Here is a 24,470-nt window from a genome sequence, read left to right on the forward strand (position 1 = left end):
GTAGACATACTGATCATTTTGATCTATTTTCGCTGCCGCGTCTGTTCCCGCATTCCAGGAGGTCTCGTGACGGCGTTCCAGATCGCAGCGGCACAGGTGCCCGCGCTCCCAATGGGCACCGACCTCGCGGTCTTCGAGGAGCAGGCGCTCGCCATCCTGCGGCGCGCGCCCGGGGCGAACCTGCTCGCGTTCCCGGAGATCCACCTGTTCGGCCCGACCGTCGACGACGCCGACGCTCGGCGCGACGAGCTCCTGCGCGGCGCGGTCGACCTCGACGGGCCGATGGTCGCCGGGCTGCGGGCCATCGCCGCCCGTCTCGGAGTGTGGCTGGTGCCGGGGACGCTCGTCGAGCGGGGCCCGGACGACACCGTCCTGAACACCGCGATCGTGCTCGCCCCCGACGGCACGGTGGCGGGCGCCTACCGCAAGGTCTTCCCGTGGCGCCCCTACGAGCCCTATCGACCCGGCGACGCCTTCACCGTCGTCGACATCCCCGGTCACTGCCGACTGGGCCTGTCGATCTGCTACGACGCCTGGTTCCCCGAGGTGACCCGGCACCTGGCCTGGTACGGCGCCGACGTGGTGCTGAACCTGGTCCGTACGACCTCCGACGACCGCGCCCAGGAGCTCGTGCTCGCACGGGCCAACGCGATCGTGAACCAGGTCTTCATGGTCAGCGTCAACTGCGCGGGCCCGGAAGGACGCGGCCGCAGCATCGTCACCGGACCCGAGGGCGAGGTGCTGGCCGAGTCGCCCGGCGCACACGACGACCTGCTGGTCGTCGACCTCGACCTCGATCGGATCGAGTACACCCGCACCATCGGCACGGCGGGCGTCAACCGGGTGTGGTCGCAGTTCCGGCCCGACGACGCCCCGATCCCCCTGCCTCTCTACGCCGGCCGGATCGACCCGGCGACCTGGCAGCCCTCCTTCCAGCACCCGGGCGACGTCGCCCCCTCCGAAAGCGAGCCTCTCCGATGACCACTGCGCCCGAGATCGCCGCGCCGCACCTGACACGCACCCTGGGGGTGCGCTCGCTGGTGCTGCTCGGCCTGGCGTACATGACGCCGATCATCGTCCTCGGCATCTTCGGGGTGGTCGCCGAGACGACCTCCGGCGCGAGCGCGTCGGCCTACCTGGTGGCCATGGCCGCCATGCTCTTCACCGCCGCCAGCTACGGCCGGATGGCGGCCACCTACCCCGTCGCGGGGTCGGCCTACACGTACGTGCGTCGGACCATCGGGGACCGGATCGGGTTCATGGTCGGCTGGGCGGTGCTGCTGGACTACCTGTTCCTGCCGATGGTGATCTGGCTGATCGGCGCGGCGTACCTCAACGCGCAGTTCACGTCGGTGCCCGTCGCGGTCTGGGTCCTGCTGTTCATCGCGCTCACCACCGTGCTCAACATCATCGGGCTCACCGTCGCCGACCGGGCGAACTTCATCTTGATGGTCGCGCAGTTCCTGGTGGTGCTGCTGTTCGTCGTCCTCTCGGTCGTCTCGGTCGCCGGCGACCACGGCGGCGGCGCGCTCTTCACCCTCTCCCCGTTCAACCACACCGGTGCCACCTTCTCGGGTGTGACCGCGGGCGCTGCCATCGCCGCGTACTCCTTCCTGGGCTTCGACGCCGTGACCACCTTCACCGAGGAGGCCATCGAGCCGCGCCGGACGGTGCCCCGTGCGGTCCTGCTCGTCGCGCTCATCGGCGGTGTCGTCTTCGTGCTCGTCTCGTACACGACCCAGCTGGTGCACCCCGGCGGTGACTTCACCGACTCGTCCTCGGCCGCTCACGACATCGCCGTGAAGATCGGCGGCAGCCTCTTCGGCGCAGTCTTCCTCGCCGGCCTGGTCGTCGGTCAGTTCACCTCCGGTCTCGCCGCGCAGGCCTCGGCCTCGCGCCTGATGTACGCGATGGGCCGCGACGGCGTGCTCCCCCGCTCCGTCTTCGGGCGTCTGAGCCGCCGGTTCTCCTCCCCGGTCGCCGGCATCCTGCTCTCCGCGCTGGTCGGACTGCTCGCCACGTTCCTGGACGTCGCGACCTCCACCTCGTTCATCAACTTCGGCGCGTTCGTGGCCTTCAGCTGCGTGAACCTCTCCGTCATCGCCTACTACCTGCGCCACCGCGCCGAGGCCCTCAACCCGGTGCGCTACCTGCTCCTCCCGCTCATCGGCGCAGCGGTCTGCGTCTACCTGCTCTTCCAGCTCGACGAACACGCGATCATCCTCGGCCTGAGCTGGGCGGCGCTGGGCCTGTGCGTGCTGCTCTACCTCACCCGCGGCTTCACCACGTCGCCCCCGGAGCTGGCGGTCGACCAGCCGGAGTAGACCGCCGGGTCGCTAGGGTGGACGAGGGCGCGTGTCGCCCGCGACGTCACGACGCTGCCTGCAGCCTGGACCCATGGGGGGACCGATGCGCTTCAACTCCAAGGCCAACCTCGACTCGAGCCGGACCCGCGATGTCGGCGGTGGTGGCCGTACGGGCGGTGGCAGCATCGGCCTCCCGCATGTGGCGGGCGGCGGCGGCGTCGTCGGCGTGATCATCGCCATCATCTACGTGATCATCCAGATGCAGGGCGGCGGCAGCGGAGGCGGCGGTCTCGGCCAGGCGATCAACGGCTCGGCCTTCACCACCAACTCGGTCGGCCTGTCCGGCTCGAGCGGCTCGACGTTCGACTACGGCACTTGCGAGACCGGTGAGGACGCCAACCGGAGCGATGAGTGCGCCCTGGTGGCGGTGGAGAACTCGCTGACCGACTACTGGTCCAAGCAGCCGCAGGTCAGCGGCCACTTCCAGCCCGAGCAGGCGATCGACGTCTTCCACGGCTCGGTGCAGACCAACGGCTGCGGCAACGCGACCACCGACGTGGGCCCGTTCTACTGCTCGGACGACCAGACGATCTACCTCGACACCGCTTTCTACGACACGATCTTCAAGCAGCTCGGCGGAGACGCGACGCCCTTCGTGCGGGCGTACGTCATCGCGCACGAGTACGGCCACCACATCCAGGACCTGCTCGGCACGATGGGCAAGGTCCGCACCCAGCAGGGTCCCGACTCCGACTCGGTGCGCCTGGAGCTGCAGGCCGACTGCTACGCGGGCATGTGGGCGGCCGCCGCGACGACCGTCCCGGACTCCGACGGCAACGTCCTGATCGAGGACCTGACCCAGCAGGACATCAACCACGCCATCGGCGCCGCCAAGGAGGTCGGCGACGACTACATCCAGCAGCGGATGGGGGGCCGGGTCAACCCGGAGCAGTGGACCCACGGCTCCTCCGCGGAGCGCGAGCACTGGTTCCAGACGGGCATGAACGCCCACGACGACATCAAGGCCTGCGACACCTTCTCCGCACGCAAGCTCGGTTGAGAAGTCACATCTCGGGGCTCGAGTGGTCACATCATGCGCCAAGCGTGAGCTCGCACACCGCAGGAAGTGACCTCTCGCACCGCAAGAAGTGACGTCTCAACCCAGGAGCGCCTCGATCGCAGCGAACTGCCGTTGCAGCGCGCGCAGGTGCGGCGCCACGGCGGGGTGGCGGAACTTCGACACGAGCGCGCCCTCTCCCCCGGCGACGCGGGCCAGCGCCCACTCGGCCCGGGTCAGCGCGGTGTAGACCGCGGTGATCTGCGCGGCGCGGGTCACCTCGGCGCGCGTCGCGACGCCCTCCGGCAGGCCGAGCAGGTAGGCATCGAGCAGTGGCTCGAACTCCTCGCGGGCCGGCAGCAGGTAGAGCCCGAGGTCGGCCCCGGCGGCGCCGTACCCGAGGCACGCCCAGTCCAGCGCGACCAACAGGTCGCCGTCGCGGCCGGGAAGGTTGGCCGGGGTCGGGTCACCGTGCTGGGCGACCTGCGGCAGCGCGTCCAGCTCGTCGAGGAAGGCCTCGCGCCGGCGCCACAGCTCGTGCGCGACATCGGCGACCGTCGTCCGCTCCAGGGTGGCCCAGCCGCCGCGGCTCTCGACCCGGGCCAGTCGGTCGCGCAGCTGGTTGCGGGCGAGCCAGCGCACGTGCGCCAGGTCGGCTCCGGCGAAGCGACCGAGCGCGTGCACGATGAACAGTCCGGCGTTGGCGGCGTCCTCGACCCACTCACTGGTCAGCGTGATGCCCTCGGCGTCCTCCTCGACCGCGGTCGGCGTCAGCCGGACGCCCGGCGCATGGTCGAGCAGCCCGTACGTCGCGACGTCGGCCTCACGCCGCCAGTACGCGAAGTGCCGAGGATCGCTGAGCTCGCGCGGGTCGTGCGGACCGGGCACCGCGAGGCGCTTGATGACCACCGCCTGCTCGCCGAGCGAGGCCCGCCACACCCCGATCGTGGACGTGCCCGTCCCACCAGGCATCGGATGCCACCCCGGCTCGGGCTGCCACATGATGGGGAAACTAGCCGATATCGCGTCGTTCGAAGCGCAGCCACGCGCCGACGGCGAGGAGCACGGCCACCAGAGTGAGCAGCACGAACGGCAGCCAGCGCCACGGATCGGCCGGATAGGCAGGCACCGAGGAGTACGGCGAGAGGCGGATGATCCACCCGGGGAGGTGGATGAGGTCGCCGGCGACGGTGAGGAAGACGCAGACGCCGAGCCCGGCCCAGCCGAGCGCGGCACGGTGCGCGCCCCAGCCGTGGCAGAGCAGCGCCACGCCGACCACGACCCATGCCGCCGGGATCCAGGCGAGTGCCGCGACCAGGGCCGTCCAGGAACGCCCGCCGTCGTGGTCGAAGCCGCCCAGCCGCAGGCCGGCCCACAGTCCCGCACCTGTCAGGACCAGAAGCCACGCGACACCGCCGAGGGCGGCCAACGCAACGGCGCGCCACCAGGCTCCGCGAGAGGCTCCGGTGGACAGCGCGAGCTCGACCCGGCCGCTGGTCTCGTCATCGGCCACGTGCGTGATCACCATGATCCCGAAGCACGTCACCACGATGCCCGCGACCGACAGCACCGCCGCGATCAGCGCGCCGCCGAGGTGATCGAGCACCTGCTGCACGTCGACCGAGTCGAGCAGGTCCTGGAGGCCCGGCGCGATCAGTCCGAAGAGGACCCCCATGGCCAGGCAGCCCGCGCTCCACAGCGTCAGTGCGACGAGCTGACCGCGCACGACCAGCGCGTACGGACTGGCGAACCAGCGCCGGCCGTCGACGCGGCCCGGGCGGGCTGCGATCAGCCCCGAGCCGAGGTCACGCCGGCCGCGCATCGCCTGGGCGGCGAGCAGCAGCGCAACGGAGGTGGCGAGGTAGAGGGGCGCGACCCAGGGTCGCGGCTGGCTCCAGGCCCGCAGCTGGGTGTTCCAGCCCAGCGGCGAGAGCCAGCTCAGCCACTGCACGTCGCTCGAGGCGTCCCCCGCGGCCCGGATCGCAAAAAGCACGCCCATGATGCCGGCGGCGATGCCGGCACAGCTCCGGGCGCTGGCCGAGCACTGGCAGGCCACGGCGCCGACGCCGGTGGCGACCAGACCGGTGCCGAGCCAGATCACGCCGAACCACAGCGATCCGGCCACCGGGAGCCCGCCGAGCAGGCACATCGACGCGACCAGGGTCGCGAGCACCACGGCGACCGCGGACGACTCGACCACGGCGGCGACCATGGCGGCGTCACGTCCCACGGCGGTGGCGCCGACCAGCTCCGCGCGCCCGGTCTCCTCCTCCATCCGGGTGTGGCGCCTGATCAGCGCGATGAACAGGGCGCAGGCGAAGGCGGCGTAGGTGACCGTCATCTTGGTCATCGCCACCTCGCCCAGTGCGTGGACGTCCATGATCCGGCCGTAGAGCGCGCGCAGGGCCGGTTGGGCGTTGATCGCCCGGGCGGCGCTCACCCGATCGGCGACGTCCTGGTAGAGCGTGGTGGTCGAGGCTGCGGAGGCGTACGTCATCACGGCCATCAGCACGAGGACGATCGCGACGATCACCCGGTCGCGACGCAGGTTGTGGCGCAGCAGGAGCCCCGCGCCGGTGGCCGTACCGGTGCCGCTGCTCATGCGCCGTCGGCCCCGGTGGTCGGCGTGCGGTAGGCGTCGAGGAAGAGCGTCTCGAGGTCTGTCGCGTGGTCGCCCGCGCGGAGCTCGTCGAGCGTGCCCGCCTCGACCGTGCGGCCGTCGCGGATGATCGTGACCCGGTCCGCCAGGCGCTCGACCTCCGAGAGGATGTGGCTGGACAGCAGGACCGTGGCGCCGTGGCCGAGGTGCTCGGCGACGCAGTCGCGGAAGACCTGCTCCATCAGAGGGTCGAGGCCGCTGGTCGGCTCGTCGAAGATGAGCAGCTCGGTCTCCACCGCGAAGGCCGCGATGAGGGCGACCTTCTGCCGGTTGCCCTTGGAGTAGGCGCGGCCCTTCTTGGTCGGGTCGAAGTGGAAGCGCTGCATCAGCTCGCTCTTGCGGCTGGTCGCCGGATCGACGCCGCGCATCCGCAGCAGCAGGTCGATGGTCTCGCCACCGGACAGGTTCGGCCAGAGGTTGACGTCGCCGGGCACGTACGCGAGGCGCCGGTGCAGGGCGGGCGCATGACGCCAGGGGTCGTCGCCGAAGAGCCGTACCTCTCCCGATCCGGCCCGCATCAGGCCCAGCAGGATGCGGATCGTGGTCGACTTCCCGGCGCCGTTGGGGCCGAGGAAGCCGTGCACCTCCCCGGGGGCGACCTGCAGGTCGAGCCCGTCCAGGGCGTGGACGTGACCGAAGGTCTTCACCAGGCCCCGGACGTCGATGACCGGTCCGCCCATCATCGTCAGCCGATCAGGTCGGAGCCGCCGGAGCGGCGCTCGCCGCGTCCGAAGCCGGCCAGCGCGTCCACGGCCTTCTGGAGGAAGGCCTCCTCGCCGAAGGTGTTGATCTTGAAGAACATCGCCTCGCTGCCGCCGGCCGCGGTCATGGTGACCGCCAGCTGATCGGCGACGGCCATGACGGCGACGTTGAGGCTGACCCGGTTGCCGCCCATCGCGCTGTAGCGCTCGTACGTCCGCACGACCAGCAGCGCGTCGCCGAGGGTCTGCTCGGAGGCCTCCTCCCGGGTCGCGGAGATGCTGCCGCGGAGGATCTCGTCCTCCAGGTGCGCGATCAGTCGGTGGACATCGCCGGTGAGGACGGCTTCATGGCAGGCCATATCCCGGACGCTAGCGGTCCTCGGCGTTGATGACGCTGAAAAGCGCCGCCTGGGCGTCGGCGATCGCCTTGTTCAGGACCTCTCTCCTCGGATCCGGCACATGTCCGGGAAGGAGGACCGTGTCCTCCGGCCTTGCGTCCTCGACCCCGCCGTAGATCAAGGGCCCGTCGAGGTGGTCCAGGATCCGGGCGGCATGCTCGTCCGCGGCCGCCATCGCGGCCCGGGCCTGATTGTCGCGGCGCCGGGCGAACCGCTGCTGGCTCCAGCCACCGGCCTTCGTCTTGCCCTGCACGTGCCGCTTGCCGACCTTGGAGGCGGTGATCTCGGTGCCGTGCAGCCGGGCGACGGCGAAGCCGCCCTTGCGCACCAGCAGCACGCCCCAGTCGGCCGGAGGCGCCCCCGCCGCAGCGAACGCTGCCGGATCCGCCGGTCCGTCGTACGGGCGCTCGAACGGCAGCCGGGCGACGAAGGTCGACCCGTCCGGCGCGACCCCGTGCAGCGCCCCGTCGCTCACCGACAGGTCCGCCCCTCCCCCGTGCCGGGTGGCGAAGTTCTCGATCCAGCGACGGACCCGTCCCACTCCGACCAGCACCTGAGCCACGCCCCCACCCTAGGCGACCAAGCGAGCGGCAGCGCGAGCGAGGAACGAGCTCTGGCGCTGGCCGGGAGCGCGGGAGCCAGCGGCGAAGCCGCCAGGCGACCAAGCGAGCGCCAGCGCGAGCGAGGAACGAGCTCTGGCGCTGGCCGGGAGCGCGGGAACCAGCGCCAAGCTCGTGGCCGAGTGGGCTCACCCGGCGGCGTGAAGCACCTCGTACCGCTCCATCACGACCGGCATCGCGTACGAGAAGCCGCGGTCGTGGCCGGGGTAGGTCGTCCAGAACCACTCGTGCGCACGGCGCCAGTAGTCCAGCGACAGGTCGCCCTCGCCCTCCAGCCGAGCATGCTCGGCGTCGACCTCGTCGAAGGGCGCGATCCGTACGTCGACGACGCGGAGCAGCACGCGCGGTCGCCCTGACCCGTCGAGCACGATGCTGAGGTCGCCGACCTGCGGCAGCGGGTCCCCGGCGTCCTCGTAGTCCCACAGCTCGCTGGCGCCGGCCGTCTTCGTGCCGGCGAGGACCAGCGCGAGCAGCTCGTCGGCCAGATCGGGCGTGGCGCCGAAGGCCCAGGTCTGCGGCGTCGGCCCGGAGATGCCGAGAGCCGACCGGGCGGAGGACCAGAAGGCCTCCACCGCGGCCGGCTCGGGAGTCGGCTGGCCCACGTCAGACGTTGAAGCCCAGCGCGCGGAGCATCTCGCGACCGTCGTCGGTGATCTTGTCCGGGCCCCACGGCGGCATCCAGACCCAGTTGATGTGCACGTCGCTGGCCATGCCCTCGAGCGCGGAGTTGGTCTGGTCGGTGATGACGTCGGTCAGCGGGCAGGCCGCCGAGGTGAGCGTCATGTCGAGCACGACGCGGGAGTCGTCCTCGATGTGGATGCCGTAGACGAGGCCGAGGTCGACGACGTTGATCCCGAGCTCGGGGTCGACGACGTCCTTCATCGCCTCGTTGACGTCTTCGAACGCGAGAGTCACTTGTCAGTCTCCTTTTGGGTGTCGCTTTGGGCCTGTGCGGAGGCGTCCTGGAACGCCATCCAGCCCAGCAGCGCACACTTGATACGGGCGGTCAGCTTGGCAGCGCCGGCGAAGGCGACGGCGTCCTCGAGGACGTCCTCGTCGGGCTCCACCTGGCCCTTGCCGCGCATCATCTCGAGGAACGCCGCGTGGATCGGCTCGACCTCCTCGAGGGTCTTGCCGACGAGCAGCTCGGTCATCACGGACACGGAGGCCGAGGAGATCGAGCAGCCGAGGTTCTCGTACGAGATGTCCTTCACGACGTCGCCGTCGAGGTGCACCCGGAGGGTGATCTCGTCGCCGCAGGTCGGGTTGACGTGGTGGACCTCGGCCTCGTAGGGCTCACGCAGGCCGGAGTTCAGCTTGCGCTTCGCGTGGTCGAGGATGATGTCCTGGTACAGGGAGTCGAGAGATGCAGTCGACATGCGCACTCCTTCCGTCAGGCCAACTTGAAGTAGCGGCGGGTGTATTCCAGGCCCTCGATCAGCGCGTCGATCTCGCCCGGTGTCGTGTAGAGGTACGACGACATCCGGGTCGAGGCCTGCACACCGAAGCGCGCGTGGGCCGGCTTGGCGCAGTGGTGCCCGGCCCGCACTGCGATGCCCTGGGAGTCCAGGACCTGCGCGATGTCGTGCGGGTGCACGCCGTCGAGCTCGAAGGCGATGGCGCCACCGCGCTGGGTCGCGTCGAGCGGACCCAGCACCGTGAGGCCCGGGACGGTCGCGAGACCGTCCAGCGCGTAGCCGGTGATCGCCTGCTCGTGCGCGTGGATCGCGTCGAGCCCGATGTGGCTGAGGTAGTCGAGGGCTGCGCCGAGCCCGACGGCCTCGACGATCGGCGGCGTGCCGGCCTCGAACTTGTGCGGGATCCCGGCGTAGGTGGACTTCTCCATCCGTACGGTGGCGATCATCTCGCCACCTCCCAGGAACGGCGGGAGCTGCTCGAGCAGCGCGCGCCGGCCCCACAGGACGCCGATGCCGGTCGGGCCGACGGTCTTGTGACCGGTGAACGCCAGGAAGTCCGGACGCTCGTCGGCCGGCATCGCCGCGAGGTCGATCGGCAGCTGCGGCGCGGCCTGCGAGGCGTCGACGACCACGACTGCGCCCCGCCCGTGGTCGCCCACGGCGTGGGCGCGCTTGGTGATCTCCGCGATCGGCAGGATCGTGCCGAGCATGTTGGAGACCCACGCCAGCGAGACGACCTTCGTACGCTCGGTGATCAGCTCGTCGATGTTGCTGACGTCGAGCTGGCCGTCGTCGGTCAGGCCGAACCACCGCAGCGTGGCGCCGGTCCGCTCGGTGAGCAGCTGCCACGGCACGATGTTGGAGTGGTGCTCCAGCTCGGTGATGACGACCTCGTCGCCCTCACCGATCTGGAGGTCCCCACGGGCCCACATCAGCGTGTTCGCCACCAGGTTGAGCGCCTCGGAGGCGTTCTTGGTGAAGATCACCTCGTCGCGGTCGGGCGCTCCGATGAAGCGCGCCACCGCGTCCCGGCCACCCTCGAACGCCTCGGTCGACTCCGCACCGAGGTGGTGCATCGCTCGCGCGATGTTGGCGTTGTGCCGCTCGAGGTGGTCGACCATCGTGTCGATCACGATCTGCGGCTTCTGCGACGTGTTGGCGCTGTCGAGGTAGACCAGCGGCACGCCTTCGAAGGTCCGCTCGAGGATCGGGAAGTCCTTGCGGACGATCTCGAGCTCGGGCAGCAGGCCCGGCAGGGACGAGGTGGACATGGATCAGACCGCCGCGCCGATGTACTTCGCGTAGCCGTTGGCCTCGAGCTCCTCGGCCAGCTCCTCGCCGCCCGACTCCGCGATGCGGCCGTCGACGAACACGTGCACGAAGTCCGGCTTCACGTAGCGCAGGATGCGGGTGTAGTGCGTGATCAGCAGGACGCCCTTGCCCTCGCGCGAGGCGAAGGCGTTGATGCCGTCCGAGACGACCTTGAGCGCGTCGATGTCGAGACCGGAGTCGATCTCGTCGAGGATCGCGACCTTCGGGTCGAGCAGGTCGAGCTGGGCGATCTCGGCGCGCTTCTTCTCGCCGCCGGAGAAGCCCTCGTTGACCGAGCGCTGCGAGAACGCGGGGTCGAGGTTCATCCGGTCGAGGGCGCCGTTGACGTCCTTGACCCAGGTGCGCAGCTTGGGAGCCTCGCCGTCGAGGGCCGTCTTGGCCGTACGGAGGAAGTTGGCCATCGATACGCCGGGGACCTCGACCGGGTACTGCATGGCGAGGAAGAGGCCGGCGCGCGCCCGCTCGTCCGGCGACATCTCGAGGAGGTCCTTGCCGTCGAGGGTGACCGAGCCACCGGTGATGGTGTACTTCGGGTGACCGGCGATGGCGTACGCGGTCGTCGACTTGCCCGAGCCGTTCGGGCCCATGATCGCGTGGGTCTCGCCGTCGTTGATGGTCAGCGTGACGCCCTTGAGGATCTCCTTGGGGCCGTCCTCGGTCTCGACGGAGACCTGCAGGTCCTTGATCTCAAGCGTGCTCATCAGGCGTTGTCCTTCTCGTTGTTCAGTACGTTCTTGGCGAGCTCTGCCTCCACGGTGGCGGTGAGCTTCTCCTCCAGGTCGCCGACACCGATCTGGCGGATGAGGTCGTTGAAGAAGCCGTGCACGACCAGGCGGCGGGCCTCGGACTCCGGGATGCCGCGGCTGCGCAGGTAGAACAGCTGCTCGTCGTCGAAGCGACCGACGGCCGAGGCGTGACCGGCACCCTCGATCTCGCCGGTCTCGATCTCGAGGTTCGGGACCGAGTCGGCCTGGCAGCCGTCGGTGAGGACGAGGTTGCGGTTCTCCTCGTACGTCTCGATGCCCTCGGCGACCTTGCGGATCAGGACGTTGCCGATCCACACGGTGTGGGCGCCGTGACCCTGCAGCGCGCCCTTGTAGACCACGTGGGACTTGGTCTTGGGAGCGGTGTGGTCGACGAAGAGGCGGTGCTCGATGTGCTGGCCGGCGTCGGCGAAGTACAGGCCGAGCAGCTCGACGGAGCCGCCGGGGCCGGAGTACTCGGCGGTGGTGTCGCTGCGGACCACGTCGCCACCGAAGGTGACCTCGATGTGCTTGAAGGTGGCGTCGCGGCCGACCTTCACGTGCCGGTGACCCACGTGGACGGCGTCGTCGGCCCAGTCGTCGATGGTGACGACGGTCAGCTGGGCGCCGTCCTCGACCACGATCTCGACGTTGTCGGCGAGCGTCGCAGAGCCCTCGAAGTGGAAGACGACGGTCGCCTGGGAGAAGCGGCCCGCCTTGACCACGACGTGCTGCGCGACGGCCTGCTCGACGCCGGTGCCGCGCACGATGATGACGCTGGCGTCCTCGATCACGGTCTCGGCCGGGATCTCGTACAGCGCAGTGCCGTGGGCGGCGTTCGCGACGCGGGCGGCGATCCGGTCGGTCGGCACGAAGCCGCTCACGCCCAGCAGGCCGGAAGCGTCGTCGCTGACGTTGATGCCCTCGGCGAGCTGCTCGGTGATGTCCAGCGTGCCGCCGAAGGCGGCCTCGGTGTGGAGGTCGCGCAGCCGCTTGAGCGGGGTGAAGCGCCAGATCTCCTCGCGCCCGGTCGGGACCGGGTGGGCCGCCAGGTCGAAGGAGCCCTCCGGGTGGAGGTGGGACTCGACCTTGTCGAGTTCCAGGGACTGCTTGATCGAGTCAAGCGAGGTGTCGACGGCAGTCATCAGCCGACGGCTCCTTCCATCTGCAGTTCGATGAGGCGGTTGAGCTCGAGCGCGTACTCCATCGGGAGCTCCTTGGCGATCGGCTCGACGAAGCCCCGCACGATCATCGCCATCGCCTCGTCCTGGGCCATACCGCGGCTCATGAGGTAGAAGAGCTGGTCGTCGGAGACCTTCGAGACCGAGGCCTCGTGGCCCATGGAGACGTCGTCCTCGCGGATGTCGACGTACGGGTACGTGTCCGAGCGGCTGATCTGGTCGACCAGCAGCGCGTCGCAGAGCACGTTGGACTTGGAGCCGTACGCGCCCTCGTTGATCTGGATGAGGCCGCGGTACGACGTACGGCCGCCGCCGCGCGCCACGCTCTTGGAGAGGATGGACGACGAGGTGTGCGGGGCCGCGTGCACCATCTTGGCGCCGGCGTCCTGGTGCTGGCCCTCGCCCGCGAAGGCGATGGAGAGCGTCTCGCCCTTGGCGTGCTCGCCCATGAGGTAGACGGCCGGGTACTTCATCGTGACCTTGGAGCCGATGTTGCCGTCGACCCACTCCATCGTCGCGCCGGCCTCGCAGACGGCGCGCTTGGTGACGAGGTTGTAGACGTTGTTCGACCAGTTCTGGATGGTCGTGTAGCGGCAGCGGCCGCCCTTCTTGATGATGATCTCGACGACTGCGGAGTGCAGCGAGTCGGAGGAGTAGACCGGAGCGGTACAACCCTCGACGTAGTGCACGTAGGCGTCCTCGTCGACGATGATCAGCGTCCGCTCGAACTGGCCCATGTTCTCGGTGTTGATCCGGAAGTAGGCCTGCAGCGGGATGTCGACGTGGACACCCTTCGGGACGTAGATGAACGAGCCACCCGACCACACCGAGGTGTTGAGCGCGGCGAACTTGTTGTCGCCGACCGGGATGACGGTGCCGAAGTACTCCTTGAAGAGCTCCTCGTGCTCCTTCAGCGCGGTGTCGGTGTCGACGAAGATGACGCCCTGCTCCTCCAGGTCCTCACGGATCTGGTGGTAGACGACCTCGGACTCGTACTGAGCGGCGACGCCGGCGACGAGGCGCTGCTTCTCCGCCTCGGGGATGCCGAGCTTGTCGTAGGTGTTCTTGATGTCCTCGGGCAGGTCCTCCCAGGAGGTGGCCTGCTTCTCCGTGGACCGCACGAAGTACTTGATGTTGTCGAAGTCGATGCCGCCCAGGTCGGAGCCCCACGTCGGCATGGGCTTGCGGCCGAAGAGCTTGAGGCCCTTCAGGCGCAGGTCGAGCATCCACTGCGGCTCGGACTTCTTGCCGGAGATGTCGCGGACGACGTCCTCGTTCAGACCACGCGTCGCGTTGGCGCCGACGTCGTTCTTGTCGGCCCAGCCGAACTCGTACTTGCCGATCCCCTTGAGCTCGGGGTTCAGCTCCTCGATCGAGGTCATACCGTGACCTGCTTCCTCTCGTCGGTGCTGCGGGTGGTGCTGCTGGTGGAGATGTTCGGGATGCATGTGGTGCACACGCCGTCGCCGTGGGCGATGGTGGCGAGGCGCTGGACGTGGGTGCCGAGCAGCTCGCTGATCGCGGCGGTCTCGGCCTCGCACAGCTGCGGGAACTCGTGCGCGACGTGGGAGACGGGGCAGTGCTGTTGACACAACTGCTCACCCACCACCGGCAATTCCCGGACGCTGGCCACGTAGCCCTCGTCGGTGAAGACCTGGGCCAGCACCTGGGCCGGCGTGAGCTCCGGCTGCTGCTGGCTGATGCTCGCGAAGCCCTCGCGGATGAAGTCGGCCCGCTTGGCGGCGAAGGCCCGCAGGCCGTCGTCGCCGGCGGTCTGCGCGAGGAAGCGCAGCGCCTGGACGGCCAGGTCGTCGTACTGCTGGTCGAAGCCCTCGCGTCCACGCTCGGTGAGCGCGAAGACCTTGGCCGGACGACCGCGTCCCTTGTGGCCGGTGCTGCGGGGGTCGCGCGCCTCGACGGCGCCGTCCTCGACGAGCTGGTCGAGGTGGCGTCGCACGGCCGCCGGCGTCAGATCGAGCCGCTCCGCGAGCGCTGCCGCGGTGGACGGGCCGTCGACGAGGATCGACCGGGCCACACGCTGACGCGTGCCCTGGTCATCGGCCCGAACAGCCGCCTCGTCGAATTTCACAACACTATTGTGACGATATTGGTCGGGTGGTTTCAACGAAGGTCACCCTTACCTGGCCTCGGCCCCGCCCCGAATCGGGTCCGCAGGGGCGCGATACCTACACTGGCGCGCGTGCCAACCCCCGCTGTCGAGGTCACCGATCTGCGTATGACCTACGGCACCAAGACCGCCGTCGACGGTCTCTCGCTGACCGTCGAGACCGGCTCGATCACGGCCGTGCTCGGCCCCAATGGGGCCGGGAAGACGACCACCCTCGAGACGTGCGAAGGATATCGCCGGCCCCAGTCGGGGCGCGTACGCGTGCTCGGGCTCGACCCGGTCGCCCAGCGTCGCGAGCTGCTCCCCCGCGTCGGCGTGATGCTGCAGGGCCAGGGCGCATGGAGCGGTGTGCGGGCGATGGAGATGCTGCGCCACATCGCGCGCCTGCACGCCAACCCCCTCGACGTCGACGAGCTCGCCGAGCGGGTCGGGCTGGGCGAGTGCGGCCGTACGCCGTACCGCCGCCTCTCCGGCGGCCAGCAGCAGCGCCTGGGGCTCGCCATGGCGATCGTGGGGCGCCCCGAGATCGTCTTCGTCGACGAGCCGACCGCCGGGATGGACCCGGCCGCGCGCCGCACCACGTGGGAGCTGCTGCGCGAGCTGCGCTCCTCGGGGGTGACGGTCGTGCTGACCACGCACTACCTGGAGGAGGCCGAGCAGCTTGCCGACCAGGTGCACATCATCGACCACGGCCGGCTGATCGCCTCGGGCTCGCCCGAGGAGCTGACCCGCGGCACGTCCGCGACCATCCGGCTGGTCGTCGACAAGGAGCTGCCCGCCGGCGCCGAGGCGGCGCTGCGCGCATCGGTCTCGTCGTGGAGCGAGCAGTACGACATCGGAGTGCGCTCGATGAGCTTCGGCTCGCGGACCCTGGAGGATGTCTTCCTCGAGCTGACCGGAAGGGACATCGAGCATGACCGACACGACGCGTGACGCCGTACGACTCGATCTGGCTCCGCACCCGGGCGGCGCGCCGTTCGCCCGCCAGGTGCTGGCCCAGGCGTCCATGGAGGCCCGCCTGATGCTGCGCAACGGGGAGCAGCTGCTGCTCGCCGTGGTGGTGCCGGTGCTGATCCTGGTCGGCGGTGTGACGGCCGGCGAGCACCTGTCGCTGAAGCTGAGCGACCCGCGCCCGCTGGTCGACATCTTCACCCCCGGCGTGATCGCGCTCGCGGTGATGTCGACGTCGTTCACGTCACTGGCCATCGCGACCGGCTTCGAGCGGCGCTACGGCGTGATCAAGCGCCTCGGCGCCTCGCCGCTGCCGAAGTCGGGGCTGCTGCTCGGCAAGATCCTCGCGCTGCTGTGCGTGCAACTGGTGCAGATCATCCTGATCGGCGGGGTCGGGCAGCTGCTCGGCTGGACCCCGAAGGCCGGGGTGCTGGGCGCGGTGCTCGCGGTGGCCCTCGGCACAGCGGCCTTCGCCGCCCTCGGGCTGCTCGTCGCGGGCACGCTGCGCGCCGAGGCGACGCTGGCGGCGGCCAACCTGATCTACCTGCTCCTGATGGCCGGCGGCGCCGTGGTGCTGCCGATCAGCGCGTACGGCTCGTTCGGGCACGTCGCGCGCTGGCTGCCCTCGGGCGCCCTCGGCGAGGCCATGCGCTCCGCCTTCCTCGACGGCTCGGTCGCGTGGCGCGATCTGGGCGTGCTCACCGTATGGGCGGTCCTCGGGACCTCCCTGACCGCAAGGACCTTCAAGTGGGAATGACCGCCGCCCCCGTCTCGCCCGACACGAGGACCCCGGGCCGGATCACCGGCTGGCTGCGGGCGCGTCTCGTGCCGCTGGCGATCGCGAACCTGTGCGCGAACATCCTGCTCGTGGTGACCGGCGGTGTTGTACGGCTGACGTCGTCGGGCCTGGGCTGCCCCACGTGGCCGAAGTGCACCGAGGGCTCGTACGTCCGCCACGGCGCGACCGGCATCCACGGGGTCATCGAGTTCAGCAACCGGATGCTGACCTACGTGCTGACGGCGATCGCGATCGCGGTCGTGGTGGCGGCGTGGAAGCACGTCGGGCGCGTACGCCGCCTCGCCGTCGGGATCGCTCTCGGCATCCCGCTCCAGGCCGTCATCGGCGGCATCAGCGTGCTCACCGACCTCAACCCGTGGGTGGTGTCGTTCCACCTGCTCGCCTCGATGGCGATGATCTGCCTGTGCGTGTGGATGCTCGACATCCTCTGGTCCCCGGTCCGGGGCGGCTCGCCCGGTGGCGTACGGGGCTTGGCCTGGGCCACCTTCGCGGCCGGCTGGGTCGTGCTCTGGCTCGGCACGGTCGTCACCGGCTCCGGCCCGCACTCGGGTGACCTCGAGTCCAAGCGCACCGGCCTCGACCCGGCGACCATGTCGCACATCCACGCCTTCGCGGTCTACGTGCTCGTGGCGCTCACCGTCTGGCTGCTGGTCGTGGTGCGTCGTCAGCCCTATCAGCGCCTGGTCGTCGCCGTCCTGCTCGGTGTCCAGCTCGCCCAGGGCGTCGTCGGCTGGATCCAGTACGAGACCGGCCTGCCCGCCTGGGTCGTCGGCCTCCACATGCTGGGCGCAGCCCTGACCGCCGCCGGTCTCGCCCGCGTCGTGCTGTCCACCCACCCCCACCCCGACTCGGCCCTCCCGCACCGCTGACCTGGCCCTCGCGCACCGCTGACCCGGCCCTCGCGCACCGCTGACCCGGCCCTCGCGCACCGCTGACCTGGCCCTCGTGCACCGCTGACCTGGCCCTGGCGCGGATCCGTGGTTACGCCGGTTTCCGTCCACATCGCGCGTTGGAAACCCGCCTATCCACAGGTTCGGATCGGCGCCTGTACGCGCTCCGCGGTGCGGATGACGCTGAGCGGCATGAGCATCTCCCCTGCACCCATCGCAGTCCCTGACCGGCCGGTACGGCGTGCCGACCTGCGCGACCTCGGCTACACGCGGGCTGACTTCGAGCGCCTGCTCCGCGAGGGCGCACTCCGTGCCGTCGTGCGCGATGCGTACGTGCGGGCCTACCTCGTCGATAGCGTCGAGCTACGTGCCGCGGCGGTTGCTCTCGTCGTCGCCGAGGACCACGTGGCGATCGACCGCACCGCGGCCGCCATCCACGGTGTGAGCACCTTCGGCTTCGCGGAGGTTGACGACAGGACGCCGCCGATCGAAACGGCGGCGCCGCTCGACAGACGCACCACGAAACGTGCAGACGTCGACGGCAGGACCCGTGATCTCGCCGGTCGCGACATCATGGAGATCAACGGGCTGCGCGTCACCACACCACTGCGGACCGCACTGGATCTGGGCCGCAACCTGAAGCGCCGAGAGGCGATGGCCGCGATGAACGCGCTCGCGCGCCTACACGGGCTCCGCAAGGAAGACCTTCGCGCGCAGGTACCGCGATTCAAGGGCCATCGCGGCGTCATCCAGCTTCGCGAGCTCACCGAGCTCGTCGAGCCGCGCATCGAATCGCCCCGCGAGTCATGGACGTGGCTACAGATCCACGACGCGGGTCTTCCGATGCCGGAGCCACAGTTCTGGATCGAGATCGACGGTGTCGCCACGTACCGCCTCGACTTCGCCTACGTCCGGAGGCGGATCTGCGTCGAGTACGACGGCTTCGACTTCCATGAGAAGACGGCCGATCAGCGGCGGTACGACGCGGAGCGACGAGCCTGGCTACGGGAACACGGTTGGACGATCATCGTCATCCGCCTCGGCGACTTCACCGGGGACCATCTCGACCGGTGGATCCGCCAGCTGCGTGACGAGCTCGCGAAGCCGTACACGACTCGCCGTTGGTGACCGACGACGCGCGAGGGCCGAGTCGGCGGTGCGCGAGGGCCGAGTCGGCGGTGCGCGAGGGCCGAGTCGGGGTCAGCGGGTGACGAGGGGGTCGATGGCGACGGCCACGAAGAGCAGCGAGAGGTACAGGTTGCTGCTGTGGAAGAGATGCATCGGCTGGATGATCGCGAGGTCCTCGGTGCCGCGGGCCCGGGTGTGCATGCGGTGGGCCTGGACGAGGAAGACGGCACCGAGCACGGCGGCGGCCGCGGGGTAGAACCAGCCCGTGGAGGCCACCGGCCACAGCAGCAGCGAGACGGCCACCATCACCCACGAGTAGAGGACGATCTGGCGTCCGACCTCGCGGGCGGGCTTCACGACCGGCAGCATCGGGACGTCGACGTTCGCGTAGTCCTCGCGGTAGCGCAGCGCCAGCGCCCAGGTGTGCGGCGGCGTCCAGAAGAAGACGACCAGGAACAGGATGAACGGCGCCCACGAGAGCTCGTTGGTGACCGCGGTCCAGCCGATCATGGCCGGGAAGCAGCCCGCGATGCCGCCCCAGACGATGTTCTGAGTCGTCCGCCGCTTGAGCAGCATCGTGTAGACGAACACGTAGAACGCGTTGGCGCCCAGCGACAGCGCCGCCGACAGCGGGTTCACCCAGGCCAGCAGGATGACCGTCGAGAGCGCCGCCAGGACGACGCCGAAGACCAGCGCGGAGACCGGGGAGACGATGTGGCGCGGCAGCGCGCGGCGTCGTGTGCGACGCATCTGCTCGTCGATGTCACGGTCGTACACACAGTTGAAGACCGACGCGGAGCCGGCCGATAGCGTGCCGCCGATGACGGTCGCGACCACGAGGCCGAGCCCCGGCACGCCGCGGGCGGCGAAGAACATCACCGGCACGGTCGTCAGGAGCAGCAGCTCGATGACGCGGGGCTTGGTCAGGCCGACGTAGGCGGCCACCACGTCCTTGAACGTCGCGCGGCTCGAGTCGGCCTCCTGGATGTCCACACCCGGGGCGCTCTCACCGACGTACGTCACGGACATCCCTACTCACTGGTAAATACGACTTCGCCATCATCGCCAGACAGCGGGTGTGAGTCTAACCCCGAGCATCGGTAGGCTCGGAGTTGACGTACGTCTCAGAGAGGACCCCCGTGACTACAACTCCTGCCCTTGAGTGGACCGACCTTGACAAGAAGGCCGTTGACACCGCTCGGGTCTTGGCGATGGACGCAGTTCAGAAGGTCGGTAACGGACACCCCGGTACCGCCATGAGCCTCGCGCCGGCCGCCTACCTTCTCTTCCAGAAGGTGATGAAGCACTCCCCCTCCGACCCGAGCTGGCTGGGACGTGACCGCTTCGTGCTCTCCTGCGGCCACTCGTCCATCACGCTGTACAACCAGCTCTTCCTCGGCGGCTTCGGCCTCGAGATCGAGGACATCGAGTCGCTCCGCACGTGGGGCAGCAAGACCCCGGGCCACCCGGAGTACGGCCACACCGCCGGCGTCGAGGTCACCACCGGCCCGCTCGGCCAGGGCGTCGCGAACGCGGTCGGCATGGCGATCGCCGCTCGCCGCGAGCGCGGCCTGCTCGACCCGAACGCGGCCGAGGGCGAGTCGCTCTTCGACCACAACATCTACGTCCTCGCCTCCGACGGCGACCTGCAGGAGGGCGTGAGCGGCGAGGCCTCCTCGATCGCCGGCACCCAGCAGCTCGGCAACCTCACCGTCATCTACGACGCCAACCGGATCTCGATCGAGGGTGACACGAACGTCGCGTTCAACGAGGACGTCGCGAAGCGGTACGAGGCGTACGGCTGGCACGTCCAGACCGTCGACTGGACCCACAACGGCGACCACACCGACGGCGCGAACTACCACGAGGACGTCCCGGCGCTCTATGCAGCCATCCAGGCGGCCGCCGCCGTCACCGACCAGCCCAGCATCATCGTCCTCAAGACGATCATCGCCTGGCCGGCCCCGAACGCGCAGAACACCGAGGCCTCGCACGGCTCGGCGCTCGGCGCCGACGAGATCGTCGCCACCAAGAAGCTGATGGGCTTCGACCCCGAGCAGCACTTCGAGGTCCCGGCCGACGTCTTCGAGCACACCCGCGGCCTGATCGCGCGCGGCAAGGAGCTCGAGGCCGCCTGGAACGAGCGGTACGCCACCTGGGCCGCCGCCAACCCGGAGCAGGTCGCCATCCTCGAGCGGATGAAGTCGCGGTCCCTGCCCGAGGGCCTCGAGGCCGCCCTGCCCACCTTCCCGGCCGACGCCAAGGGTGTCGCCACCCGCGCCGCCTCCGGCAAGGTGATCAACGCGATCGCCGACGTGATGCCCGAGCTGTGGGGCGGCTCGGCCGACCTCGCCGGCTCGAACAACACCACCATCGCCAACGCCTCCTCGGCGATCCCGGCGAGCCGCTCGACCCACGACTGGACCGGCGACCCGTACCAGGGCCGCGTGCTGCACTTCGGCATCCGCGAGCATGCGATGGGCGCGATCATGAACGGCATCGCCGTCCACGGCGGCACCCGCGTCTTCGGCGGCACCTTCCTCCAGTTCTCCGACTACATGCGTGGCGCGGTCCGCGTCGGTGCGCTCATGGGCGCGCCGGTCATCCACGTGTGGACGCACGACTCGGTCGGCCTCGGCGAGGACGGCCCGACGCACCAGCCGATCGAGCACCTGTGGGCGCTGCGCGCCATCCCGGGTCTCGACGTGGTCCGCCCGGCCGACGCCAACGAGACCGCCGCCGCGTGGCTCCAGGCGCTCAAGCACACCGACCGCCCGACCGCGCTCATCCTGAGCCGCCAGAACCTCCCCACGGTCCCCCGCGGCGAGGACGGCTTCTCGACGACCGAGAACGTGGGCAAGGGTGGCTACGTCCTCATCGACGCCGAGGGCGGCCAGCCCGACGTCATCCTGATCGGCACCGGCTCCGAGGTGCAGCTGGCGGTCGCCGCCCGCGAGCAGCTCAAGGCCGAGGGCATCAACGCCCGCGTCGTCTCGATGCCGTCCGTCGAGTGGTTCGAGCAGCAGACGCAGGCCTACCGGGACCAGGTGCTGCTCCCAGGCGTCAAGGCCCGCGTCAGCGTCGAGGCCGGCATCAAGCAGGGTTGGCGCGAGTACGTCGGCGACGCCGGCCGCTCGATCTCCATCGAGCACTGGGGTGCCAGCGCCGACGGCGCCCGGATCTTCCAGGAGTTCGGCATCACCGCCGAGGCCGTCGTCCAGGCCGCCAAGGACAGCATGCAGGCGACCCGACGCTGATCGTTCCGGCCGGTGGCGGGTACTGGTGACCCGCCACCGGTCGAACCTCCAGCACCGCGTTAGACTTGGAATTGGATCGATCAAATTACCGAACGAGGAGTTCCTGAATGAGTGACCGTCTCAAGGCGCTGGCCGACGCCGGCGTCTCCATCTGGCTCGACGACCTGTCGCGCGAGCGCATCGAGACCGGAAACCTGGCCGATCTGGTCAAGGACTCCTCGGTCGTGGGCGTCACCACCAACCCCACCATCTTCCAGGGCGCGCTCAGCAAGGGTGAGCGCTACGACGCCCAGCTGCGCGAGCTCGTCGCCAGCGGCGCCGACGTCGACAAGGTGATCTTCGAGCTCACCACCGAGGACGTCCGCAACGCGTGCGACATCCTCGCCCCCGTCGCCGCGGCGACCAAGGACGACGGCCGGGTCTCCATCGAGGTCGAGCCGACGCTGGCCAACGAGACCCAGGGGACGATCGACAGCGCCAAGGCGCTGTGGGCCGCCGTCGACCGCGGCAACGCCCTGATCAAGATCCCGGCGAGCCTCGAGGGCCTCCCGGCCATCACCGCCGTCACCGCCGAGGGCATCAGCGTCAACGTGACCCTGATCTTCTCCGAGGAGCGCTACCGCGCCGTCATGGACGCGTACCTCGCCGGTCTCGAGCAGGCCAAGGCCAACGGCCACGACCTGTCGACGATCCGCTCGGTCGCCTCCTTCTTCGTCAGCCGCGTCGACTCCGAGATCGACGCGCGCCTCGAGAAGATCGGCACCGACGAGGCCCTCGCCCTGCGCGGCAAGGCCGCCGTCGCGAACGCCCGCCTCGCGTACGCCGCCTTCCAGGAGGTGCACGCCGGTGAGCGCTGGGCCGCTCTGGCCGCTGCCGGCGCCAACGCGCAGCGTCCGCTGTGGGCCTCCACCGGCGTGAAGAACCCGGCGTACTCCGACACCATGTACATCACGGACCTGGTCGTCGCCGACACCGTCAACACCATGCCGGAGAAGACCATGCAGGCCTTCGCCGACCACGGTGAGCTCGTCGCCGAGAACAACGGCGACGCCGTCACCGGCAAGGCTGCCGAGGCCAAGGCGGTCTTCGAGCAGCTGAGCGCCGTCGGCATCGACCTCGACGACGTCTTCGTCGTCCTCGAGACCGAGGGCGTCGACAAGTTCAAGGCCTCCTGGACCGATCTCCTGGAGACCGTCAAGGGCCAGATGGCGAAGGCCGGGGCCTGATCTCGTGAGCGCGCCCGTCGACGCCACGGCCACCCAGTCCTGGAAGCAGCTCACCGCCCTCGCTGAGGGCTTCACCCCCGACCTGCGCGCCTGGTTCGCCCAGGACCCGGGGCGGGTGGACCGCTTCACGCATACCGCCGCCGACCTCCGCGTCGACCTGTCCAAGGGATTGGTCGACGAGGGGGTCCTGGCGGCCCTGCTGGACCTGGCCGAGGCCGTCGGCGTGGCGCGCCGCCGCGACGCGATGCTCTCCGGTGAGCACATCAACGTCACCGAGGACCGCGCCGTGCTCCACACCGCGCTCCGGCTTCCCGCCGGCGCTCGGCTGAGCGTCGACGGCCAGGACGCGGTGGCCGACGTCCACGAGGTCCTCGGTCGCATCTACGACTTCGCCGAGCGGGTCCGCTCGGGCGCATGGACCGGCACCACGGGCAAGCGCATCCGTACGGTCGTCAACATCGGCATCGGCGGCTCCGACCTCGGCCCGGTGATGGCGTACGAGGCGCTCGCGCCCTTCCGTCACCCCGAGATCGAGTGCCGCTTCATCTCCAACATCGACCCCACCGACGCGGCGCTCACGCTGCAGGGCCTCGACCCGGAGACCACTCTCTTCATCGTCGCCAGCAAGACCTTCGGCACCCTCGAGACGCTGACCAACGCACGACTGTGCCGGGCCTGGCTCCTCGAGCAGCTCGGCGACGCCGTCGACCAGAAGGACGCGGTCGCCAAGCACTTCGTAGCCGTGTCCACCAACCTGGAGAAGGTGGCGGCCTTCGGCATCGACCCGTCCAACGCCTTCGGGTTCTGGGACTGGGTCGGCGGTCGATACTCGGTCGACTCCGCGATCGGCACCGCGCTCGCGATCGCGATCGGCCCCGAGGGCTTCGCCGACTTCCTGGCCGGCTTCCACGCGATGGACGAGCACTTCCGGACGGCTCCCCCGGCCGAGAACGTGCCGCTCCTGATGGGCCTGCTCAACGTCTGGTACGTCAACTTCCTCGACGCCCACACCCACGCCGTGCTGCCGTACTCCCAGCTCCTGCACCGCTTCCCGGCCTACCTGCAGCAGCTGACCATGGAGTCCAACGGCAAGGGCGTGCGGTGGGACGGCACGCCGGTCACCACGGGCACCGGCGAGATCTTCTGGGGCGAGCCCGGCACCAACGGCCAGCACGCCTTCTACCAGCTGATCCACCAGGGCACCCGGCTGATCCCGGCCGACTTCATCGCGTTCGCCAACCCGGCCTATGCGCTGAAGGACGACGCCGCCGGCGCCGATGTCGACGTGCACGAGCTCTTCCTCGCCAACTTCTTCGCCCAGACCAAGGCGCTCGCGTTCGGCAAGACGGCCGACGAGGTCCGCGCCGAGGCTCCGGACCAGAGCGACGCGATCGTCGCCGCGCGCACCTTCACCGGCAACCGCCCGACGACCTCGATCATGGCGCCCGCGCTGACCCCGAGCGTGCTCGGCCAGCTGATCGCGCTGTACGAGCACATCACCTTCGTCCAGGGCGTCGTCTGGGGCATCGACAGCTTCGACCAGTGGGGTGTCGAGCTCGGCAAGCAGCTCGCGCTCCAGGTGAGTCCTGCCGTCGGCGGCGACGCCGAGGCCATCGCCGGGCAGGATCCGTCCACCCGAGCGTTGATCGAGTACTACCGGGCGCACCGGAAGTGAC

General features: G+C 69.9%; 23 protein-coding genes and 1 pseudogene. 10 read left to right on the plus strand and 14 right to left on the minus strand.

What is annotated here, in order from left to right; all coding sequences use genetic code 11:
• Positions 1-66 precede the first annotated feature (66 nt).
• The 3 genes from KSO98_RS03410 to ypfJ all read left to right on the plus strand — a co-directional run bounded on the left by KSO98_RS03410 (position 67) and on the right by ypfJ (position 3,366).
• Positions 67-981: a carbon-nitrogen hydrolase family protein gene (locus KSO98_RS03410; RefSeq protein WP_225283499.1), complete on the plus strand. Its 915-nt coding sequence runs from the start codon at positions 67-69 to the stop codon at positions 979-981.
• Positions 978-2,324: an APC family permease gene (locus KSO98_RS03415; protein WP_225283500.1), complete on the plus strand. Its 1,347-nt coding sequence runs from the start codon at positions 978-980 to the stop codon at positions 2,322-2,324. The genes KSO98_RS03410 and KSO98_RS03415 overlap by 4 nt, the downstream gene beginning before the upstream one ends.
• Positions 2,325-2,397: 73 nt before the next feature.
• Positions 2,398-3,366 (plus strand): KPN_02809 family neutral zinc metallopeptidase, encoded by a 969-nt coding sequence (ypfJ, locus tag KSO98_RS03420; RefSeq protein ID WP_225283501.1) that lies wholly within the window; start codon positions 2,398-2,400, stop codon positions 3,364-3,366.
• A 96-nt stretch (positions 3,367-3,462) separates the two neighbouring features.
• Here the strand turns inward: ypfJ and KSO98_RS03425 are convergent, their stop codons facing one another.
• From KSO98_RS03425 to KSO98_RS03485, 13 genes and pseudogenes are all read right to left on the minus strand, one after another.
• Positions 3,463-4,365 carry an aminoglycoside phosphotransferase family protein gene (locus KSO98_RS03425; protein ID WP_225283503.1) on the minus strand — a complete coding sequence of 301 codons (903 nt, stop codon included), beginning with the start codon at positions 4,363-4,365 and terminating at the stop codon, positions 3,463-3,465.
• Positions 4,366-4,375: 10 nt separating this feature from the next.
• Complete coding sequence (locus KSO98_RS03430) at positions 4,376-5,965, minus strand: ABC transporter permease (RefSeq protein ID WP_225283505.1); 1,590 nt, start codon at positions 5,963-5,965, stop codon at positions 4,376-4,378.
• Positions 5,966-6,042: 77 nt separating this feature from the next.
• A pseudogene (locus KSO98_RS03435) lies at positions 6,043-6,702 on the minus strand (ABC transporter ATP-binding protein); the annotation flags it as partial.
• 5 nt (positions 6,703-6,707) lie between these two features.
• Complete coding sequence (locus KSO98_RS03440) at positions 6,708-7,082, minus strand: DUF6054 family protein (protein WP_225283507.1); 375 nt, start codon at positions 7,080-7,082, stop codon at positions 6,708-6,710.
• A 10-nt stretch (positions 7,083-7,092) separates the two neighbouring features.
• Positions 7,093-7,683: an acVLRF1 family peptidyl-tRNA hydrolase gene (locus KSO98_RS03445; RefSeq protein WP_225283509.1), complete on the minus strand. Its 591-nt coding sequence runs from the start codon at positions 7,681-7,683 to the stop codon at positions 7,093-7,095.
• 186 nt (positions 7,684-7,869) lie between these two features.
• On the minus strand, positions 7,870-8,343 hold the full coding sequence (locus KSO98_RS03450; protein WP_225283511.1) for an ASCH domain-containing protein: 474 nt from the start codon (positions 8,341-8,343) through the stop codon (positions 7,870-7,872).
• Between the two features lies 1 nt (position 8,344).
• On the minus strand, positions 8,345-8,656 hold the full coding sequence (locus tag KSO98_RS03455) for a metal-sulfur cluster assembly factor (protein ID WP_225283513.1): 312 nt from the start codon (positions 8,654-8,656) through the stop codon (positions 8,345-8,347).
• Positions 8,653-9,120 (minus strand): Fe-S cluster assembly sulfur transfer protein SufU, encoded by a 468-nt coding sequence (sufU, locus tag KSO98_RS03460; RefSeq protein ID WP_225283514.1) that lies wholly within the window; start codon positions 9,118-9,120, stop codon positions 8,653-8,655. The genes KSO98_RS03455 and sufU overlap by 4 nt, the downstream gene beginning before the upstream one ends.
• 14 nt (positions 9,121-9,134) lie before the next feature.
• Positions 9,135-10,430 carry a cysteine desulfurase gene (locus KSO98_RS03465; RefSeq protein WP_225283515.1) on the minus strand — a complete coding sequence of 432 codons (1,296 nt, stop codon included), beginning with the start codon at positions 10,428-10,430 and terminating at the stop codon, positions 9,135-9,137.
• A gap of 3 nt (positions 10,431-10,433) precedes the next feature.
• Positions 10,434-11,192, minus strand: coding sequence for a Fe-S cluster assembly ATPase SufC (gene sufC, locus KSO98_RS03470; RefSeq protein ID WP_225283516.1), 759 nt, complete (start codon positions 11,190-11,192; stop codon positions 10,434-10,436).
• A complete protein-coding gene (gene sufD / locus KSO98_RS03475; protein WP_225283517.1) occupies positions 11,192-12,379 on the minus strand; it encodes a Fe-S cluster assembly protein SufD in 1,188 nt (395 codons plus the stop codon). Before sufD ends, sufC begins: the two co-directional genes overlap by 1 nt.
• Positions 12,379-13,797 carry a Fe-S cluster assembly protein SufB gene (gene sufB, locus KSO98_RS03480; RefSeq protein ID WP_225283518.1) on the minus strand — a complete coding sequence of 473 codons (1,419 nt, stop codon included), beginning with the start codon at positions 13,795-13,797 and terminating at the stop codon, positions 12,379-12,381. Before sufB ends, sufD begins: the two co-directional genes overlap by 1 nt.
• Positions 13,794-14,504, minus strand: coding sequence for a helix-turn-helix transcriptional regulator (locus KSO98_RS03485; protein ID WP_225283519.1), 711 nt, complete (start codon positions 14,502-14,504; stop codon positions 13,794-13,796). Before KSO98_RS03485 ends, sufB begins: the two co-directional genes overlap by 4 nt.
• A 147-nt stretch (positions 14,505-14,651) precedes the next feature.
• Here KSO98_RS03485 and KSO98_RS03490 point away from each other — a divergent pair, with 147 nt between their 5' ends.
• The 4 genes from KSO98_RS03490 (at position 14,652) to KSO98_RS03505 (ending at position 18,311) form a co-directional block, all read left to right on the plus strand.
• Positions 14,652-15,476, plus strand: coding sequence for an ABC transporter ATP-binding protein (locus KSO98_RS03490; protein WP_263642355.1), 825 nt, complete (start codon positions 14,652-14,654; stop codon positions 15,474-15,476).
• A complete protein-coding gene (locus KSO98_RS03495; protein ID WP_225283521.1) occupies positions 15,457-16,251 on the plus strand; it encodes an ABC transporter permease in 795 nt (264 codons plus the stop codon). The genes KSO98_RS03490 and KSO98_RS03495 overlap by 20 nt, the downstream gene beginning before the upstream one ends.
• A complete protein-coding gene (locus KSO98_RS03500; protein ID WP_225284136.1) occupies positions 16,248-17,162 on the plus strand; it encodes a COX15/CtaA family protein in 915 nt (304 codons plus the stop codon). The genes KSO98_RS03495 and KSO98_RS03500 overlap by 4 nt, the downstream gene beginning before the upstream one ends.
• 198 nt (positions 17,163-17,360) lie before the next feature.
• Entirely contained in the window at positions 17,361-18,311 is a 951-nt protein-coding gene (locus KSO98_RS03505; protein WP_225284137.1) for a DUF559 domain-containing protein, read from the plus strand.
• 72 nt (positions 18,312-18,383) lie between these two features.
• Here the strand turns inward: KSO98_RS03505 and KSO98_RS03510 are convergent, their stop codons facing one another.
• Positions 18,384-19,334: a heme o synthase gene (locus tag KSO98_RS03510; RefSeq protein WP_225283522.1), complete on the minus strand. Its 951-nt coding sequence runs from the start codon at positions 19,332-19,334 to the stop codon at positions 18,384-18,386.
• Between the two features lie 116 nt (positions 19,335-19,450).
• Between KSO98_RS03510 and tkt the strand changes: the two genes are divergently transcribed.
• The 3 genes from tkt (at position 19,451) to pgi (ending at position 24,469) form a co-directional block, all read left to right on the plus strand.
• The gene (gene tkt, locus KSO98_RS03515) at positions 19,451-21,568 is read left to right on the plus strand and encodes a transketolase (protein WP_225283524.1); all 2,118 of its coding nucleotides are present in this window, start codon (positions 19,451-19,453) and stop codon (positions 21,566-21,568) included.
• A gap of 107 nt (positions 21,569-21,675) precedes the next feature.
• Positions 21,676-22,794, plus strand: coding sequence for a transaldolase (gene tal / locus KSO98_RS03520; RefSeq protein ID WP_225283525.1), 1,119 nt, complete (start codon positions 21,676-21,678; stop codon positions 22,792-22,794).
• Between the two features lie 4 nt (positions 22,795-22,798).
• Positions 22,799-24,469, plus strand: coding sequence for a glucose-6-phosphate isomerase (gene pgi, locus KSO98_RS03525; RefSeq protein ID WP_225283526.1), 1,671 nt, complete (start codon positions 22,799-22,801; stop codon positions 24,467-24,469).
• The last annotated feature ends 1 nt before the right edge of the window (position 24,470 follow it).

Origin of the sequence: Nocardioides nematodiphilus (assembly GCF_020216525.1) — a bacterium.
Classification (GTDB): domain Bacteria; phylum Actinomycetota; class Actinomycetes; order Propionibacteriales; family Nocardioidaceae; genus Nocardioides; species Nocardioides nematodiphilus.

Excerpts from the sequence above, each read along its gene's own strand:
- KSO98_RS03490 (WP_263642355.1), top strand. The coding sequence starts at position 14,652 with ATGACCTACGGCACCAAGACCGCCGTCGACGGTCTCTCGCTGACCGTC.
- KSO98_RS03415 (WP_225283500.1), top strand. The coding sequence starts at position 978 with ATGACCACTGCGCCCGAGATCGCCGCGCCGCACCTGACACGCACCCTG.
- sufB (WP_225283518.1), bottom strand. The coding sequence starts at position 13,797 with ATGACCTCGATCGAGGAGCTGAACCCCGAGCTCAAGGGGATCGGCAAG.
- KSO98_RS03430 (WP_225283505.1), bottom strand. The coding sequence starts at position 5,965 with ATGAGCAGCGGCACCGGTACGGCCACCGGCGCGGGGCTCCTGCTGCGC.
- ypfJ (WP_225283501.1), top strand. The coding sequence starts at position 2,398 with ATGGGGGGACCGATGCGCTTCAACTCCAAGGCCAACCTCGACTCGAGC.
- KSO98_RS03440 (WP_225283507.1), bottom strand. The coding sequence starts at position 7,082 with ATGGCCTGCCATGAAGCCGTCCTCACCGGCGATGTCCACCGACTGATC.
- KSO98_RS03500 (WP_225284136.1), top strand. The coding sequence starts at position 16,248 with ATGACCGCCGCCCCCGTCTCGCCCGACACGAGGACCCCGGGCCGGATC.
- sufC (WP_225283516.1), bottom strand. The coding sequence starts at position 11,192 with ATGAGCACGCTTGAGATCAAGGACCTGCAGGTCTCCGTCGAGACCGAG.
- KSO98_RS03465 (WP_225283515.1), bottom strand. The coding sequence starts at position 10,430 with ATGTCCACCTCGTCCCTGCCGGGCCTGCTGCCCGAGCTCGAGATCGTC.
- tal (WP_225283525.1), top strand. The coding sequence starts at position 21,676 with ATGAGTGACCGTCTCAAGGCGCTGGCCGACGCCGGCGTCTCCATCTGG.
- KSO98_RS03505 (WP_225284137.1), top strand. The coding sequence starts at position 17,361 with ATGACGCTGAGCGGCATGAGCATCTCCCCTGCACCCATCGCAGTCCCT.
- sufU (WP_225283514.1), bottom strand. The coding sequence starts at position 9,120 with ATGTCGACTGCATCTCTCGACTCCCTGTACCAGGACATCATCCTCGAC.
- sufD (WP_225283517.1), bottom strand. The coding sequence starts at position 12,379 with ATGACTGCCGTCGACACCTCGCTTGACTCGATCAAGCAGTCCCTGGAA.
- KSO98_RS03425 (WP_225283503.1), bottom strand. The coding sequence starts at position 4,365 with ATGTGGCAGCCCGAGCCGGGGTGGCATCCGATGCCTGGTGGGACGGGC.
- KSO98_RS03495 (WP_225283521.1), top strand. The coding sequence starts at position 15,457 with ATGACCGACACGACGCGTGACGCCGTACGACTCGATCTGGCTCCGCAC.